Raw genomic sequence first — 15,152 nt, forward strand, 5'->3', positions numbered from 1 at the left:
CTATGAATTGATGCTTCGAAATCGACAGCTGGAGGCGGGCTGAGTGTCTATCGAACTGCTGATCGAGCACTACGGCCTGTTGGCGATATTTCTGGGTGCGGCCTTCGAAGGCGAAACAGCGGCCTTCCTTGGCGGCGTCATTTCCCATCGTGGACTGCTGACCTATTGGTCGGCGTCGCTCGCGGCAACGGCGGGCTCCTTCGCCGGCGATCAGTTCTGGTTCTTCGCCGGCCGTTATGCCGCTCGATGGAGTCTCGTCCGCCGGCTGATGGAAAGGCCGGCGCTGGCGCGCGCCACCGGGCTTCTGGAAAGATACCCCACAGGCTTCATCCTTGCGTTTCGTTTCCTGGTGGGATTGCGGACGATCAGTCCGATCGTCATCGGGACGACTCGAATAGCGACCGGTAAATTCGTCATCCTGAATGCCGTGGCCGCGCTGGTATGGGGGCAGCTGTTCACGGCGCTCGGTTATCTCTTCGGGCACGGCATCCAACAGACACTGGGCCACCTTCCCCTTCATCGTCATCTGCTGATTGCAGTCGGAGCCGCGGCTGTCGTCGCAGCCGCGGCTCTTGCCTTTCGCAAGATGAAACTGAGCGCCAAGCACCCATAGAAGCGCTGTAGCGCCCTACTCCATCACGATCTGCAGCTTCACGTCGCTCGGTCGGGCCTCGACAGCGCGATCGAAAGCCGTGATCGAATCCTCGAACTTAAAGGTCTCGGAAATCAGCGGCTTCAGATCCACGCGTCCCGAGCCGAGCAGCGCGATCGACCGCTCATACTGGTGCGCGTAGCGGAACACCGTCTCGATGCGGATTTCCTTGGTGGATGCCGTCGAGACGTCGAAGCCGATCGGGTTGACCGGCAGGCCGACGACGACGATGACGCCGCCCGGGCGCGGCAGCGCCATGATCGTCTCCCAGGCCTTCGGCGAACCGGAGCATTCGAAGACGACATCGGCGCCCCAGCCGTCGGTCAGCCTGCTGACCTCTTCGGCCAGGTTCTTCTCGCGGATATTGACCGGAATGACGCCTTGGTACTGCGCGGCGATATCGAGCTTCGGCTGGGCGAGATCGGCGACGATGGCGCGGGCGCAGCCGCCGGCAAGCGCCGCGATCGCCACCATCGTGCCGATCGGCCCGGCGCCGAGGACGACGGCAGTATCACCAGGCGTAATCTTCGCCTTGGTGGCCGCCTGCATGCCGACGGCGAAGGGCTCGACCATGGCGCCTTCGGCAAAGCTGACATTGTCGGGTAGCTTGAAAGTGTAATTGGCGGGATGCACGACCTCTGGTGTCAGCACGCCGTGGATCGGCGGGGTCGCCCAGAAGGTCACGGCCGGGTCGATATTGTACATGCCGAGCCGGCTTGCCTTGGAATTCGGATCGGGAATGCCAGGCTCCATGCAGACGCGGTCGCCGACTTTCAGATGCGTGACGCCGGCGCCGACCTCGACCACCGTGCCCGCCGCTTCATGGCCGAGCACCATCGGCGCGTTGACGACGAAGGGGCCGATCTTGCCGTGGGTGTAATAATGCACGTCCGAACCGCAGACGCCGACCGTGTGGATCCTGATCTTCACCTCGCCGGGGCCGGTTTCGAGCGGCAGATCGATATCGCGGAGCGCAAGCTCATGCTGGCGCTCGAGGACAAGCGCACGGACTTTGGTCATCGTCGGTTTCCTTCCCTAGTGGCTTGCCCATGACTCCATCGGGCAGCGTTCTGAAGCCGACTATAAAGCCCGAAGCCTTCCGAATTCAACCAGATTGAGAAGGCTTTTGCTCAACAAATGAAAAAATGCTCAAGCGGATCATGGCGAGCGGCCCGCAACGGCATTTATAAGATTTTTATATAGATGGCCTGTCGTCCGTCTCGAACCTTTATGCGCTTCGGCTCCATATTGATGGCCGAGAGATCGAAAAGATCATCTCCACGCCAGAAAGCATGAAAGGCGGCCTCCCAGCGCCCTTTGTCTTGTCTGACTCCAAGAAGAACAACAGGAGTCACGATCATGATGGATATCATTCTACTCGGCACCGCGATCATATTCTTCGCGCTGTGCTTTGCCTACACCCGAGCCTGCGACAGGCTTTGACAGGAGAAGCGACGATGACCCTCGATTATGTCTTGAGCGGTGCCGTAACCGTGTTTCTCACCGTTTACCTCACCTACGCTCTTCTTCGCCCAGAACGCTTTTGAAGAAAACTGGCGCTTCTGAGGTCGCCCATGCGCGACCGAGAAGCAGCCGGGAATTGAAAGTTACCCCAAATGACCCTCAACGGATGGCTTCAGATCCTGCTTTACTGCGGGATCGTCCTCGTGCTCGTCAAACCGCTCGGCGGTTACATGACGCGTGTCTACAATGGCGAGCGCACATTCCTCTCTCCGGTCCTCGTTCCGATCGAACGGGGGCTTTACCGTCTTGCCGGCACCAGCGAGCGCGAGGAACAGCACTGGACCTCCTATGCCTTCGCGATGCTGATGTTCAACCTGCTCGGCGTCCTCGTCCTCTACGCGCTCCTGCGCCTGCAGGACATCCTGCCCTATAATCCGGCGGGCATGGCCGCCGTCCCGCCCGAGCTTTCGTTTAATACCGCCGTCAGCTTTCCCACGAACACCAACTGGCAGAATTACGGCGGCGAAAGCACCATGTCGTATCTGACCCAGATGGCCGGCTTCACGGTGCAGAACTTCCTGTCGGCCGCGACCGGCATGGCGATCGCTGTCGCCTTCATCCGTGCCTTCGCACGAGCGTCGGGCAAGGCGATCGGCAATTTCTGGGTCGATATGATCCGCGGCACGTTCTACATCCTGCTGCCGATCTGTATCGTGCTGACCATCGTCTACGTCTATCTCGGCGTGCCGCAGACGCTTGGACCTTATGTCAATGCGACCACGCTCGAAGGCGCGCAGCAGACGATTGCCATCGGGCCTGTCGCCTCGCAGCTTGCGATCAAGATGCTCGGCACCAATGGCGGCGGCTTCTTCAACGCCAATTCGGCCCATCCATTCGAAAATCCCGACGCGATCTCCAACCTCATCCAGATGGTCTCGATCTTCGCGATCGGCGCGGCTTTGACCAACGTCTTCGGCCGCATGGTCGGCAACCAGCGCCAGGGCTGGGCGATCCTTGCCACGATGGGCGTGCTGTTCATCGCCGGTGTCGGTATCACCTATTGGGCCGAAGCTGCCGGCAACCCGCTGATGCATGCCTTCGGTCTTGGTGGCGGCAATATGGAAGGCAAGGAGGTCCGCTTCGGCGTCGCCCTGTCTTCGCTCTTTGCCGTCATCACTACGGCCGCCTCCTGCGGCGCGGTCAATGCCATGCATGGCAGCTTTACCGCGCTTGGCGGCCTCATCCCGCTGATCAACATGCAGCTCGGCGAAATCATCGTCGGCGGTGTCGGCGCGGGCTTCTACGGCATCCTGCTCTTCATCATCGTCGCCGTCTTCGTCGCCGGCCTGATGGTCGGCCGCACGCCGGAATATCTCGGCAAGAAGATCGAGGCGAAGGAAATGAAGATGGCCGTTCTCGCCATCCTCTGCCTGCCGCTCGCTATGCTGGTCTTCACCGCGATCGCCACGGTGATGCCTTCCGCCGTTGCCTCGATCGGCACCGCCGGCCCGCACGGCTTCTCCGAAATCCTCTATGCCTACACGTCGGCGGCAGCCAATAACGGCTCGGCTTTCGGCGGCCTGACGGGCAATACGCCCTGGTACAACGTGACACTCGGCATCGGCATGCTCGCCGGGCGCTTCCTGGTCATCATTCCGGCGCTTGCCATCGCCGGCTCGCTGATCGCCAAGAAGACGGTTCCGGCCTCGGCAGGCACCTTCCCGACCGACGGTCCGCTCTTCGTCGGCCTGCTTGTCGGCACAATCCTGATCGTCGGCGGCCTGACCTTCTTCCCGGCCTTGGCGCTTGGCCCGGTCGTCGAGCACCTGGTCATGATCGCCGGCCAGACCTTCTGAGGTGATGCCATGATCCTCCGTCACAGGCTTCGCAACGCCTTCCACCCTCGTCCCGGTGCGCCGGGACGAGGGAATGGCCCGACGACCCGCGCCTCCGACATCATCCTGGTGATGATGGCAGGCCTCCTCGTCATCGCGGCCATCTTCAAAATCCTACAGGGCTGACCGGCTTCCGGTTCGCCATCCTCGTTTCAAAGCTGGAGTCTCTTATGAGCCAGGCAAAATCCGCGAGCGTCATGGATTCTCGCATCCTCATTCCGGCCGTGGGGGCCGCTTTCAAGAAGCTCAACCCCCGCGCGCTCGCCAGAAACCCGGTCATGTTCGTCGTGGCCACCGTCTCGGTGCTGACCACCGTCCTCTTCCTGCGCGATCTGGTGGCGGGCAACGGCAATCTCGGCTTCTCGTTCCAGATCAATCTCTGGCTCTGGTTCACCGTGCTGTTTGCCAATTTCGCCGAAGCCGTCGCCGAAGGCCGCGGCAAGGCGCAGGCGGATTCGCTGCGCAAGGCGCGCACCGAAACCCAGGCCAAACTGCTCACCGCCAATAATGGCAGCGGCTATCGCATGGTGCCGGGCACCAGCCTCAAGGTTGGCGACCTCGTGCTTGTCGAGGCCGGCGACATCATCCCGTCGGACGGCGAAGTCATCGAAGGTGTAGCCTCCGTCAACGAAGCGGCGATAACAGGCGAATCCGCCCCTGTTATCCGCGAATCCGGCGGCGACCGCTCGGCGGTGACCGGCGGCACGCAGGTGCTGTCCGACTGGATCCGCGTTCGCATCACCGCGGCTGCCGGCTCGACTTTCCTCGACCGGATGATCGCGCTCGTCGAAGGTGCGGAGCGCCAGAAGACGCCGAACGAGATCGCGCTCAACATCCTGCTCGCCGGTATGACGCTGATCTTCGTACTTGCCACCGCGACGATCCCGAGCTTTGCCATCTATGCCGGCGGCTCGATCCCGATCATCGTGCTCGTCGCCCTCTTCGTCACCCTGATCCCGACGACGATCGGCGCGCTGCTCTCGGCAATCGGCATCGCCGGCATGGACCGCCTCGTCCGCTTCAACGTGCTCGCCATGTCCGGCCGCGCGGTCGAAGCCGCCGGCGACGTCGACACGCTGCTGCTCGACAAGACGGGCACGATCACCCTCGGCAATCGCCAGGCGACGACCTTCCGCCCGGTTCGCGGCGTGTCCGAACAGGATCTCGCCGATGCCGCCCAGCTCGCCTCGCTTGCCGACGAAACGCCGGAAGGTCGTTCCATCGTCGTGCTCGCCAAGGAAAAATACGCGATCCGCGGCCGCGACATGGCAAGCCTGAAAGCAACCTTCGTGCCCTTCACCGCCCAGACTCGCATGAGCGGCGTCGATCTCGAAGGAGCCTCGATCCGCAAGGGTGCGGTCGATGCCGTGCTGACCTATGTCAACGGCGATGCATCCTCGAAGAACGGCAGCGAGGTCGTGCGCGAACTGCAGTCGATCGCCGACGAGGTCGCCAAATCAGGCGGCACGCCGCTCGCCGTCGCCCGCGATGGCAGGCTGCTCGGCGTCATCCAGCTGAAGGACATCGTCAAGGGCGGTATCCGCGAGCGCTTCACCGAGCTGCGCCGCATGGGCATCCGCACCGTGATGATCACAGGCGATAACCCGCTGACGGCAGCCGCCATTGCCGCCGAGGCCGGCGTCGACGACTTCCTCGCCCAGGCAACACCGGAAATGAAGCTGGCGCTGATGCGCGAGGAACAGTCGAAGGGCAAGCTCGTCGCCATGTGCGGCGATGGCACCAATGATGCGCCCGCACTTGCCCAGGCCGATGTCGGCGTCGCCATGAACACCGGTACGGTCGCCGCCCGCGAGGCCGGCAATATGGTCGATCTCGACTCGGACCCGACGAAGCTCATCGAGATCGTTGAGATCGGCAAACAGCTGTTGATGACGCGCGGCGCGCTGACGACCTTTTCGATCGCCAACGACATCGCCAAGTATTTCGCCATCATCCCGGCGATGTTCCTGACCTTCTATCCGCAGCTCGGCGTCTTGAACATCATGGGACTTTCGACGCCGCAAAGCGCCATCCTCTCGGCGATCATTTTCAACGCGCTGATCATCATCGCGCTGATCCCGCTGTCGCTGAAGGGTGTGCGCTACCGTCCGATCGGCGCCGGCGCGCTCTTGTCGCGCAACCTGCTGATCTATGGTGCCGGCGGCATCATCGTCCCCTTCATCGGCATCAAGGCGATCGATATGGCTGTCGCAGCCCTCGGCCTTGCCTAACGGATTCCGTCTGAACACTCGAAGGAGTAAGACAATGTTGAAAGAACTTCGTCCGGCGGTCGTCATGATCGTTGCCACCACCGCCATCACCGGCCTGCTTTATCCGCTCGCCATGACGGGTGCCGCCCAGGCCCTGTTCCCCACCCAGGCGAACGGCAGCCTGATCGAGAAAAACGGCCAGGTGATCGGCTCGACGCTGATCGGCCAGGCTTTCACCAGCGACAAATATTTCCACGGCCGTCCTTCGGCCGCCGGCGACGGCTATAATGCGGCCGCCTCCAGCGGCTCCAACCTCGGCCCGACCAGCCAGAAGCTGATCGACCGCGTCAAGGGCGACTATGAGGCCGCCAAGGCGACGAACCCAATCGCGCAGGTGCCCGCCGACCTCGTCACCGCTTCGGGCAGCGGCCTCGATCCCGATATCTCGCCAGAGGCTGCCTATTTCCAGGTGGCGCGTGTTGCCAAGGCGCGAAGCCTGGACGAGGCCAAGGTCAAGGCGCTGGTCGACGGCGCCGTTCAAGACCGCGAGATCGGCATTCTCGGCGAACCTACGGTCAATGTTCTGGCGTTGAATCAGAGCCTTGATGCTTCTATGACTCAGTGACGTTGCGGCTTATACCTTCGCCCTCATTCCTGTGCTTGTCACAGGAATCCAGCTACGCGAAGTCCTTCGCGTGAAAGAGTCCTTAGCGCCGCAGACGCGGCGCTGCTGGATCCCTGTGACAAGCACAGGGATGAGGAAGTTGGAGCAAGCCTCGCCGACAGGAAAGACCGAACCACATGCCAGACGACAACCGCGACCAGGCCGGCAGGCCCTCGCCCGATGCGCTTCTCGAAAAAGCCCGGGCCGAAACGCGCGGCCGTCTGAAGATCTTTCTGGGTGCCGCCCCCGGCGTCGGCAAGACCTACGAGATGCTCGTCTCCGGTCGTGCCAAGATCGCCGACGGTCTCGATGTCGTCATCGGCGTCGTCGAGACCCATGGCCGCAAGGAGACCGAAGCGCTCGTCGCCGGCTTCGAAATCATCCCTCGCGTCGAAATCAGCTATAAGGGCCGGCCGCTCGAGGAAATGGACCTCGACGGCATCCTCGCCCGCCGGCCGGATCTCGTGCTGGTCGACGAACTCGCCCACACCAATGCCGAGGGCAGCCGCCATCCGAAGCGCTACCTCGACGTCAAGGAATTGCTCGATCGCGGCATCAACGTCTATACGACGCTGAACATCCAGCACGTCGAGAGCCTGAACGACGTCGTCTCGCAGATCACCCGCATCCGCGTGCGCGAGACGGTGCCGGACTCGATCATCGATCTTGCCGACGACGTCGAGATCATCGACCTGACGCCGGATGATCTGATCAAGCGCCTGCATGACGGCAAGGTCTACATGCCGCGCACTGCCGAGCGAGCGCTGACCAATTATTTCACGCCCGGCAACCTGACGGCGCTCAGAGAACTTGCGCTGCGCAAGACCGCCCAGCGCGTCGACGACCAGTTGCTCACGCACATGCAGGCCCATGCCATATCAGGCCCCTGGGCGGCGGGCGAACGCGTTCTCGTCTCGGTCGACCACCATCCGCGCTCCGCTTCGCTGGTGCGTTATGCCGCCCGCATGGCCTCGCGGCTGCGCGCGCCCTGGGCTGCCGTCTATATCGAGACCAACCGCTCGATCAATCTTACCGAAGCCGAGCGCGATACGGTCGCCGCCACACTGCGCCTTGCGGAGCAGCTCGGCGGCGAGGCGATCACCCTTCCCGGCCGCGAAGTGGCCGAAGAGCTCGTCCGCCACGCCACCGCCAACAACGTCACCCACATCGTCATCGGCGCCCCGAAGAAACCGACTTGGCGCGACTGGTGGAGCCGTTCGATCACCGACGAGCTGATCCGCAAGACCGGCGAGATCAGCGTCCATGTCATTTCAGGCAACGAGAAGGACGGCACCACCGCGCGTGGCGTCAGGGCTGCGGCCGTTGCGCCTGAGCTGGATTTCAGGGCCTACCTGCTGGCAACCGGTTATGTCGCCATCGCGCTCGGCGTCAGCGTCGTGCTCGACCAAGTGCTCGACGTGCGCAACCTCGCCCTCGTCTTCCTGATGGCGGTGCTGACCTCCGCCGTTCTCCACGGCCTGCGGCCGGCACTCTACAGCTGCATCCTCAGTGCGCTGTCCTTCAACTTCTTCTTCCTGCCGCCGCGTTACACGCTGACGATCAGCGATCCGGAAAGCGTGCTTGCCCTGTTCTTCTTCCTGGGCGTCGCCATCATCGCCAGCAATCTGACAGCGACCGTGCAGCGTCAGGCCGCCGCCGCCCGCCAGAGGGCGCGCACGACCGAGGACCTCTATCTCTTCTCGAAGAAGCTCGCCGGCACCGGCACGCTCGACGACGTGCTCTGGGCGACCGCCTTCCAGCTCGCCTCGATGCTGAAGGTCCGTGTCGTCCTGCTGCTGCCGGAAGAGGGCACCATCGCCGTCAAGGCCGGTTATCCGCCGGATGATACGCTCGACGACGCCGATATCGCCGCCGCCCGCTGGGCCTGGGAGCACAATCATGCCGCCGGCCGCGGCGCCGATACCCTACCCGGCGCCAAACGCCTCTATGTGCCGCTCCGAACCGGGCGCACCGCTGTCGGTGTCATCGGCCTCGACAGCGACCGCCGCGACGGACCGCTGCTGACGCCGGAGCAACAGCGGCTGCTGGATGCGCTGGCCGACCAGGCGGCCCTTGCCATCGAACGCATCCAGCTCGTCGCCGATGTCGACCGGGCAAGACTTGCGGCCGAAGCGGACCGGTTGCGCTCGGCCCTGCTGACATCGATTTCGCACGACCTGAAGACGCCGCTTGCCGCCATCCTCGGCGCCGCCGGCACGCTGCGCGATTATTTCGCCTCGATGCCGGAGGAAGATCGCAGCGACCTGCTGTCGACCGTCGTCGACGAATCCGAACGCCTCAACCGCTTTATCGCCAACTTGCTCGACATGACCAAGATCGAATCCGGCGCGATGGAGCCGAACCACGCGCTGCATTATGCCGGAGACATCGTCGGCAGCGCGCTGCGCCGTGCCGCAAAGATCCTCGATCACCACAAGACCGAGATGAGCATTCCCGCCGACCTGCCGATGGTGCGCGTCGATCCTGTCCTGTTCGAGCAGGTGATCTTCAACCTGCTCGACAATGCCGCGAAATACGCGCCCGAGGGATCGGTAATCCATATCGGCGGCTGGGCCGATGCCGACAACGTCGTCGTGCAGATTTCGGACGAAGGCCCGGGCATCCCGCCGGCCGATCTCACCCGCGTCTTCGACACCTTCTACCGCGTGCGCAAGGGCGATCAGGTGCGCGCCGGCACCGGGCTTGGCCTTTCCATCTGCCGCGGCTTCATCGAGGCGATGGGCGGCACGATCACCGCCGGCAACCGGACGGGCCGTCCGGGCGCCGTCTTCACCATCCGCCTGCCGAAACCCACCGACATTCCGAAACTGGATGAACTCAGATGACCGGTTCAGCCGTCAAAATCCTCGTCGTCGACGACGAGCCTCCGATCCGCAAGCTGCTTCGCGTCGGCCTGACCGCGCAGGGCTACGAGGTGCAGGAGGCGCCGAACGCCAGCGCCGCCCGTCAGTCGGTCGCCGCCGACATGCCCGACCTCATCGTGCTCGACCTCGGCCTGCCCGACAAATCAGGCTACGATCTGCTGCAGGAGTGGCGCGACGAAGGGCTTTCCATGCCCGTCGTCATTCTCTCCAGCCGCACCGACGAGGCCGGCATCGTCAAGGCGCTGGAAAGCGGCGCCGACGATTACGTCACCAAGCCCTTCGGCATCAACGAGCTCGGCGCCCGCATCCGTGTGGCGCTGCGCCACCGCCTGCAGCAGCAGGGCGAAAAGGCGATCTTCCAGACCGGCGGCCTGTCGATCGATCTCGTCAAGCGCGTGGTCAGGGTCGAAGGCGCGGAAATAAAGCTGTCGCCGAAGGAATACGACATCCTGCGCGTGCTCGCCCAGCATGCCGGCAAGGTGCTGACACACCAGTTTCTTCTAAAGCAGATATGGGGGCCGGCGGCTGACGTGCAGTATCTGCGCGTCTATGTCCGGCAGCTGCGGCAAAAGGTCGAGCAGATTCCGGACCAGCCGCACTATATCACCACGGAGACCGGCGTCGGCTACCGGCTCAGGGAACCGGATTGACATCCCCTCCCTCCCGCTGCCCGAACAGTATCGAGCCGAACAGTATCGAGAATGACATGAACCTTCCCAACATCATCCGGCCGGAACACACCTTCATCGGCGTGTCTGCGCCGACCAAATGGCGCGCGCTGCAGACTATAGCGGACAAAGCCGCCAAGGCTTTCTCCGTTGATGGCCAGACCATCCTGAAGGCGCTCGAAGCGCGTGAGAAGCTCGGCTCCACCGGCATCGGCAACGGCATCGCCATCCCGCATGCGGCGATCGACGGCATGACCAGCCCGCGCGGCCTGCTCATCCGCTTTGCCCAGCCGCTGGATTTCGAGGCGATCGACGATATCCCGACCGACATCGCCGTCGTGCTGCTCTTCGGGGAAACCAATCGCGGCGAATATCTGAACGTGCTGTCCGCCATCGCCAGGCGGCTGCAATCGGACGGCGTGCTTGCCGCCATGCGCAAGGCAAGAACGGTCGACGAATTCTATTCCGATTTCATCGCCGATTCACGGGTATGACGCCCCAAAACCGCTCACACTTCTCGGCATCATAAAAAAGGCGCGGCCCGAAGGCCGCGCCCGCTTGTCTGCAATCAGACTATCTTAGAAATCGCGCTGGAAGCGCAGGAAGCCGAACACTTCGTCGTCGCCTTCATCCTCATCGTGATATTGCACGCTGAGCTTCGAACGCAGGTCTTCGACGATCTGGTAGTCGATGGTGACACCGGTCGTGTAGGCGCTGCCGCCGGTGAAGCCGTTGCCGTCAGCCTCGAGAGCGATGTTCTCGAAGTACTGGAAGCCCGGGGTGACCGACCACTTGTCGTTGACCTTCAAGGCATATTCTGCTGCGATCGTCCATTCGGACTCTTCGTAGTAGTAGTTGGCGCCGCTTGCCCATACGCCGGCAATGCCGAGCGTGCCCGGGCCGATGTCGGCATAGACGATACCGCGGACAGCGACTTCGCTGGTGTCGGTGTCATAACCGGCAAGCAGGTAAGCGCTGATGGCGCCGGCCTTGTAGGAGACCTGGCCTGCGACACCGAAGTTGTTCGGGCCTTCGCCCGGCTTGGTGGCGTAGTCGTCTTCGAGTTCGTCGACCGAAATGCCGGCCGCGAAAGCGCCATTCTCGTACTGATAACGGATCGAGTTGTGGGTCGTCTCGTTGCTGGCGAGCGTATCGGTCTCGCCGCTCATGTCGTCATCCCACCAGCTGTACAGTTTACCGGCGCGGAAACCGGCGATGTCGAGATAGCCTTCATCAAGCAAAGCTTCCTGATCGGAGGCATTGTCGACATTGTAACGCAGGGTGATGACGCCGGTGAGCGTACCGTATTCGGTGTCGTTCTTGGTCTGGAAGGTGACCTGACCACGAGTCCAGAAATCTACGTCGGAATCGCCGGATATCTGCTCACCGAAGCGCACTTCGGTACGGATGTAACCGCCGATCGAAAGGCATGTTTCCGTCCCCGGAATATAAAAATAGCCGGTACCGTAGGCGTCGCAAACGCGAACATATTCCACGGGCTCGGGTTCCGCCGCCACGATGGCGTCGGCTGCGCGGGCTCCGGAGGCCGCGGCAAGGGCGGCAACGGAGGCAAAAAGGATAGTTCTGATATTCATTTTGAATGGCCCTAACAGGTTTGGAATGCGAGGCGCACTTCAAGGGTACCCCCGCGTAGCGGTCAGCGAATACGGCCGCACGGGAGCCATATAGGAATCCGCAAGTGTCATCGCGGCAAAATCCTGGCAAAAATCTGCATCACCATGTCGCTTTCGTGGAGGAACTGTGGCCAAAAAAACACGACCTTGCGGCAGGGGCCGGACGGCGACCGATTGGCCGCGGCCAACTTCGGCACGTCCATTTCCAAATTGCTTCTTAAATGGAATGGCATTCTAACACCCCGGCCGGAACCGGAAGAACCTTCGTTTCATTATACGACTGACTTGATAGAGTTAAGAAAGAAAACAGGAGGGTTCCCCATGCAGACACAACGGCTCACCCGGCTCCTCGCGGCGGCGGTCATGGCAGGCAGCTTCGCGATCGGAAGCATCGCTCCGGCATTCGCAGATCAGACGCTTCTTAACGTTTCCTACGATCCGACCCGCGAATTGTATAAGGATTTCAATGCCGCCTTTGCCGCCAAGTGGCAAAAGGACAGCGGTGAAACCGTGACGATCCAGGCATCGCATGGCGGTTCCGGCGCCCAGGCCCGATCGGTCATCGACGGCCTCGACGCCGATGTCGTGACACTTGCCCTCGAAGGCGATATCGACGCCATCGCCAAGGCGACCGGCAAGATCCCGGCCGACTGGAAGACCAAGTTCCCCAACAATTCGACGCCCTATACGTCGACAATCGTCTTCCTCGTCCGCAAGGGCAACCCGAAGGGCATCAAGGATTGGGGCGACCTGGTCAAGGACGACGTACAGGTCATCACGCCGAACCCGAAGACATCGGGCGGCGCCCGCTGGAACTTCCTCGCCGCCTGGGCATGGGCCAAGCAGGCAAATGGTGGCGATGAAGCCAAGGCGCAGGAATACGTTGCGAAACTGCTGCAGCACGTTCCGGTTCTCGACACCGGTGCTCGCGGCGCCACGACCACCTTTGTCCAGCGCGGCCTCGGCGACGTGTTGCTCGCCTGGGAAAACGAAGCCTATCTTTCGCTCGAGGAACTCGGTCCCGACCAGTTCGAAATCGTGACGCCGGCCTTCTCCATCCGCGCCGACCCGCCAGTCGCCATCGTCGACGGCAACGTCGACAAGAAGGGCACGCGCAAGGTCGCCGAAGCCTATCTCAACTACCTCTATTCGGACGAAGGCCAGAAGATCGCCGCCAAGCACTACTATCGGCCGACCAAGCCGGAAGCCGCCGATCCGGCTGACATCGCCCGCTTCCCGAAACTGACGCTCGCGACCATCGACGACTTCGGCGGCTGGAAAGAGGCGCAGCCGAAATTCTTCGGCGATGGCGGGGTATTTGACCAAATCTACAAGCCGGCCCAATAATAGACTTCATGAAAGCACATAGCCCCACGCGGTGGCGGTTCAAACGGCCGAGCGTCATTCCGGGTTTCGGAATGGCGCTCGGCTTTACCTTGACCTGGCTCACCCTTCTGATTCTCATCCCGCTCTCGGGCCTTGCCGTCCGGTCGAGCGCGCTCGGCTGGGAGAAATTCTGGTCGATCGCGCTCGATCCGCGCACGCTGAACGCGCTGCGCATCAGCTTCGGCAGCGCCTTCATCGCCGCGATCGTCAATGCCGTCTTCGGTATCATCCTCGCCTGGGTGCTGGTGCGTTACCGCTTTCCCGGCAAGCGGATCATCGATGCCATGGTCGACCTGCCCTTCGCGCTGCCGACCGCCGTTGCCGGCATCGCGCTGACGACGCTCTACGCGCCGAACGGCTGGATCGGCCAGTTCCTGACGCCGCTCGGCATCAAGATCGCCTTCACGCCTGCCGGCATCGTCGTGGCCCTGATCTTCGTCGGCCTGCCCTTCGTCGTGCGCACCGTGCAGCCGGTCATGGAGGAGATCGACAAGGAAGTGGAGGAAGCTGCAGCAACGCTCGGCGCCAATCGCTTCCAGACGATTTTCCGCGTGCTGCTGCCGGGGCTGGCGCCCGCCGTGCTCACCGGCTTTGCGCTCGCCTTCGCCCGCGGCGTCGGCGAATACGGCTCGGTCATTTTCATCGCCGGCAACCTGCCGTTCAAATCGGAGATCGCACCGCTGCTGATCATCATCAAACTCGAAGAGTATAATTACGCCGCAGCGACCGGCATTGCGGCGATCATGCTGATCATCTCGTTCGCCATGCTGCTCGTCATCAATCTCATCCAGAGCTGGAGCAGGCGGAGGTACGGCTATGGCGCTTGATGCGACCGCTCAACCGGCAAAGCTGCGGTCGGTAACCACCGAAAACAGGATCGCGCGCTACAGCCTCATCATCCTCTCGCTCGTCTTCCTGCTGCTGATCCTGCTTCTGCCGCTCGCGGCCGTCTTCGTGGAAGCCTTTCGCAAGGGAGCCGGGCCGTTCTTGGAGGCGCTCGCAGACGCCGAAACCTTCTCGGCGATTCGCCTGACGCTGATCGTTGCGGGCGTCAGCGTACCGCTCAACCTCGTCTTCGGGGTTGCCGCCGCCTGGGCGATCGCCAAGTTCGAGTTCAAGGGCAAGGCCTTCCTGACGACGCTGATCGACCTGCCCTTCTCGGTCTCACCCGTCATATCGGGCCTGGTCTTCGTTCTGCTGTTCGGCGCCAATACCTGGCTCGGCCAGTGGTTCAGCGCTCACGACATCAAGATCCTGTTCGCCGTGCCGGGGTTGATCCTCGCCACCATGTTCGTCACCTTCCCCTTCGTCGCCCGCGAGTTGATCCCGCTGATGCAGGAACAGGGAACGGCCGACGAGGAGGCAGCCCTTTCGCTCGGCGCCAGTGGCTGGCAGACCTTCTGGCACGTGACGTTGCCGAATATCAAATGGGGCCTGCTTTACGGGGTACTGCTCTGCAATGCCCGCGCCATGGGCGAATTCGGCGCCGTTTCGGTGGTATCAGGCCACATCCGCGGCCAGACGAACACCATGCCGCTGCAGGTGGAAATTCTCTATAACGAGTATAATTTCACCGGCGCTTTTGCGGTCGCCACGCTTTTGGCCTTGCTCGCGCTCGTAACTCTTGTTTTGAAGACGCTGCTGGAAATGCGCTATAGCGCCGAAATCGCCGCCAGCCGGCGGCACTGAAGGAT

14 protein-coding genes are annotated in these 15,152 nt (G+C 62.5%); 12 read left to right on the forward strand and 2 right to left on the reverse strand.

Going from position 1 to position 15,152, the window contains the following annotated elements; translation table 11 throughout:
• Nucleotides 1-43: 43 nt before the first annotated feature.
• Nucleotides 44-613: a DedA family protein gene (locus BA011_RS31790; protein ID WP_065283795.1), complete on the forward strand. Its 570-nt coding sequence runs from the start codon at nt 44-46 to the stop codon at nt 611-613.
• Between the two features lie 15 nt (nt 614-628).
• Here the strand turns inward: BA011_RS31790 and BA011_RS31795 are convergent, their stop codons facing one another.
• The gene (locus BA011_RS31795) at nt 629-1,672 is read right to left on the reverse strand and encodes an NAD(P)-dependent alcohol dehydrogenase (protein WP_065283796.1); all 1,044 of its coding nucleotides are present in this window, start codon (nt 1,670-1,672) and stop codon (nt 629-631) included.
• A 437-nt stretch (nt 1,673-2,109) separates the two neighbouring features.
• Here BA011_RS31795 and BA011_RS42880 point away from each other — a divergent pair, with 437 nt between their 5' ends.
• From BA011_RS42880 to BA011_RS31830, 8 genes are all read left to right on the forward strand, one after another.
• Nucleotides 2,110-2,199: a K(+)-transporting ATPase subunit F gene (locus tag BA011_RS42880; RefSeq protein WP_003547774.1), complete on the forward strand. Its 90-nt coding sequence runs from the start codon at nt 2,110-2,112 to the stop codon at nt 2,197-2,199.
• 69 nt (nt 2,200-2,268) lie between these two features.
• Nucleotides 2,269-3,972 (forward strand): potassium-transporting ATPase subunit KdpA, encoded by a 1,704-nt coding sequence (gene kdpA / locus BA011_RS31805; RefSeq protein ID WP_065283798.1) that lies wholly within the window; start codon nt 2,269-2,271, stop codon nt 3,970-3,972.
• Between the two features lie 9 nt (nt 3,973-3,981).
• Nucleotides 3,982-4,137 (forward strand): hypothetical protein, encoded by a 156-nt coding sequence (locus BA011_RS44575; RefSeq protein WP_017957997.1) that lies wholly within the window; start codon nt 3,982-3,984, stop codon nt 4,135-4,137.
• Nucleotides 4,138-4,181: 44 nt separating this feature from the next.
• A complete protein-coding gene (gene kdpB, locus BA011_RS31810) occupies nt 4,182-6,242 on the forward strand; it encodes a potassium-transporting ATPase subunit KdpB (RefSeq protein ID WP_065283799.1) in 2,061 nt (686 codons plus the stop codon).
• 34 nt (nt 6,243-6,276) lie between these two features.
• Nucleotides 6,277-6,846 carry a potassium-transporting ATPase subunit KdpC gene (gene kdpC, locus BA011_RS31815; protein WP_065283800.1) on the forward strand — a complete coding sequence of 190 codons (570 nt, stop codon included), beginning with the start codon at nt 6,277-6,279 and terminating at the stop codon, nt 6,844-6,846.
• Between the two features lie 176 nt (nt 6,847-7,022).
• Entirely contained in the window at nt 7,023-9,731 is a 2,709-nt protein-coding gene (locus BA011_RS31820; protein WP_065283801.1) for a sensor histidine kinase, read from the forward strand.
• Nucleotides 9,728-10,420 (forward strand): response regulator transcription factor, encoded by a 693-nt coding sequence (locus BA011_RS31825; protein ID WP_065283802.1) that lies wholly within the window; start codon nt 9,728-9,730, stop codon nt 10,418-10,420. Before BA011_RS31820 ends, BA011_RS31825 begins: the two co-directional genes overlap by 4 nt.
• A 56-nt stretch (nt 10,421-10,476) precedes the next feature.
• Entirely contained in the window at nt 10,477-10,932 is a 456-nt protein-coding gene (locus BA011_RS31830; protein WP_065283803.1) for a PTS sugar transporter subunit IIA, read from the forward strand.
• A gap of 84 nt (nt 10,933-11,016) precedes the next feature.
• Here the strand turns inward: BA011_RS31830 and BA011_RS31835 are convergent, their stop codons facing one another.
• Nucleotides 11,017-12,033 carry a porin gene (locus BA011_RS31835; protein WP_065283804.1) on the reverse strand — a complete coding sequence of 339 codons (1,017 nt, stop codon included), beginning with the start codon at nt 12,031-12,033 and terminating at the stop codon, nt 11,017-11,019.
• A gap of 360 nt (nt 12,034-12,393) precedes the next feature.
• On the opposite strand from BA011_RS31835, the gene BA011_RS31840 reads away from it, so the two are divergent.
• The 3 genes from BA011_RS31840 to cysW are packed head-to-tail and all read left to right on the forward strand — an operon-like array spanning nt 12,394 to nt 15,147.
• Nucleotides 12,394-13,419 (forward strand): sulfate ABC transporter substrate-binding protein, encoded by a 1,026-nt coding sequence (locus BA011_RS31840; RefSeq protein ID WP_065283805.1) that lies wholly within the window; start codon nt 12,394-12,396, stop codon nt 13,417-13,419.
• 8 nt (nt 13,420-13,427) lie between these two features.
• The gene (gene cysT / locus BA011_RS31845; protein ID WP_017957989.1) at nt 13,428-14,285 is read left to right on the forward strand and encodes a sulfate ABC transporter permease subunit CysT; all 858 of its coding nucleotides are present in this window, start codon (nt 13,428-13,430) and stop codon (nt 14,283-14,285) included.
• Nucleotides 14,275-15,147, forward strand: coding sequence for a sulfate ABC transporter permease subunit CysW (gene cysW / locus BA011_RS31850; RefSeq protein ID WP_065283806.1), 873 nt, complete (start codon nt 14,275-14,277; stop codon nt 15,145-15,147). The genes cysT and cysW overlap by 11 nt, the downstream gene beginning before the upstream one ends.
• Nucleotides 15,148-15,152 lie beyond the last annotated feature (5 nt).

It is taken from the genome of Rhizobium leguminosarum, assembly GCF_001679785.1.
In the GTDB taxonomy this organism is placed as follows: Bacteria; Pseudomonadota; Alphaproteobacteria; order Rhizobiales; family Rhizobiaceae; genus Rhizobium; species Rhizobium leguminosarum_R.

What these genes read in the sequence shown, in the direction of transcription:
- kdpC (WP_065283800.1), top strand. Translation starts at nt 6,277, where the DNA reads ATGTTGAAAGAACTTCGTCCGGCGGTCGTCATGATCGTTGCCACCACC.
- BA011_RS31840 (WP_065283805.1), top strand. Translation starts at nt 12,394, where the DNA reads ATGCAGACACAACGGCTCACCCGGCTCCTCGCGGCGGCGGTCATGGCA.
- kdpB (WP_065283799.1), top strand. Translation starts at nt 4,182, where the DNA reads ATGAGCCAGGCAAAATCCGCGAGCGTCATGGATTCTCGCATCCTCATT.
- BA011_RS31820 (WP_065283801.1), top strand. Translation starts at nt 7,023, where the DNA reads ATGCCAGACGACAACCGCGACCAGGCCGGCAGGCCCTCGCCCGATGCG.
- kdpA (WP_065283798.1), top strand. Translation starts at nt 2,269, where the DNA reads ATGACCCTCAACGGATGGCTTCAGATCCTGCTTTACTGCGGGATCGTC.
- BA011_RS31825 (WP_065283802.1), top strand. Translation starts at nt 9,728, where the DNA reads ATGACCGGTTCAGCCGTCAAAATCCTCGTCGTCGACGACGAGCCTCCG.
- cysT (WP_017957989.1), top strand. Translation starts at nt 13,428, where the DNA reads ATGAAAGCACATAGCCCCACGCGGTGGCGGTTCAAACGGCCGAGCGTC.
- cysW (WP_065283806.1), top strand. Translation starts at nt 14,275, where the DNA reads ATGGCGCTTGATGCGACCGCTCAACCGGCAAAGCTGCGGTCGGTAACC.
- BA011_RS31795 (WP_065283796.1), bottom strand. Translation starts at nt 1,672, where the DNA reads ATGACCAAAGTCCGTGCGCTTGTCCTCGAGCGCCAGCATGAGCTTGCG.
- BA011_RS31835 (WP_065283804.1), bottom strand. Translation starts at nt 12,033, where the DNA reads ATGAATATCAGAACTATCCTTTTTGCCTCCGTTGCCGCCCTTGCCGCG.
- BA011_RS44575 (WP_017957997.1), top strand. Translation starts at nt 3,982, where the DNA reads ATGATCCTCCGTCACAGGCTTCGCAACGCCTTCCACCCTCGTCCCGGT.
- BA011_RS42880 (WP_003547774.1), top strand. Translation starts at nt 2,110, where the DNA reads ATGACCCTCGATTATGTCTTGAGCGGTGCCGTAACCGTGTTTCTCACC.
- BA011_RS31830 (WP_065283803.1), top strand. Translation starts at nt 10,477, where the DNA reads ATGAACCTTCCCAACATCATCCGGCCGGAACACACCTTCATCGGCGTG.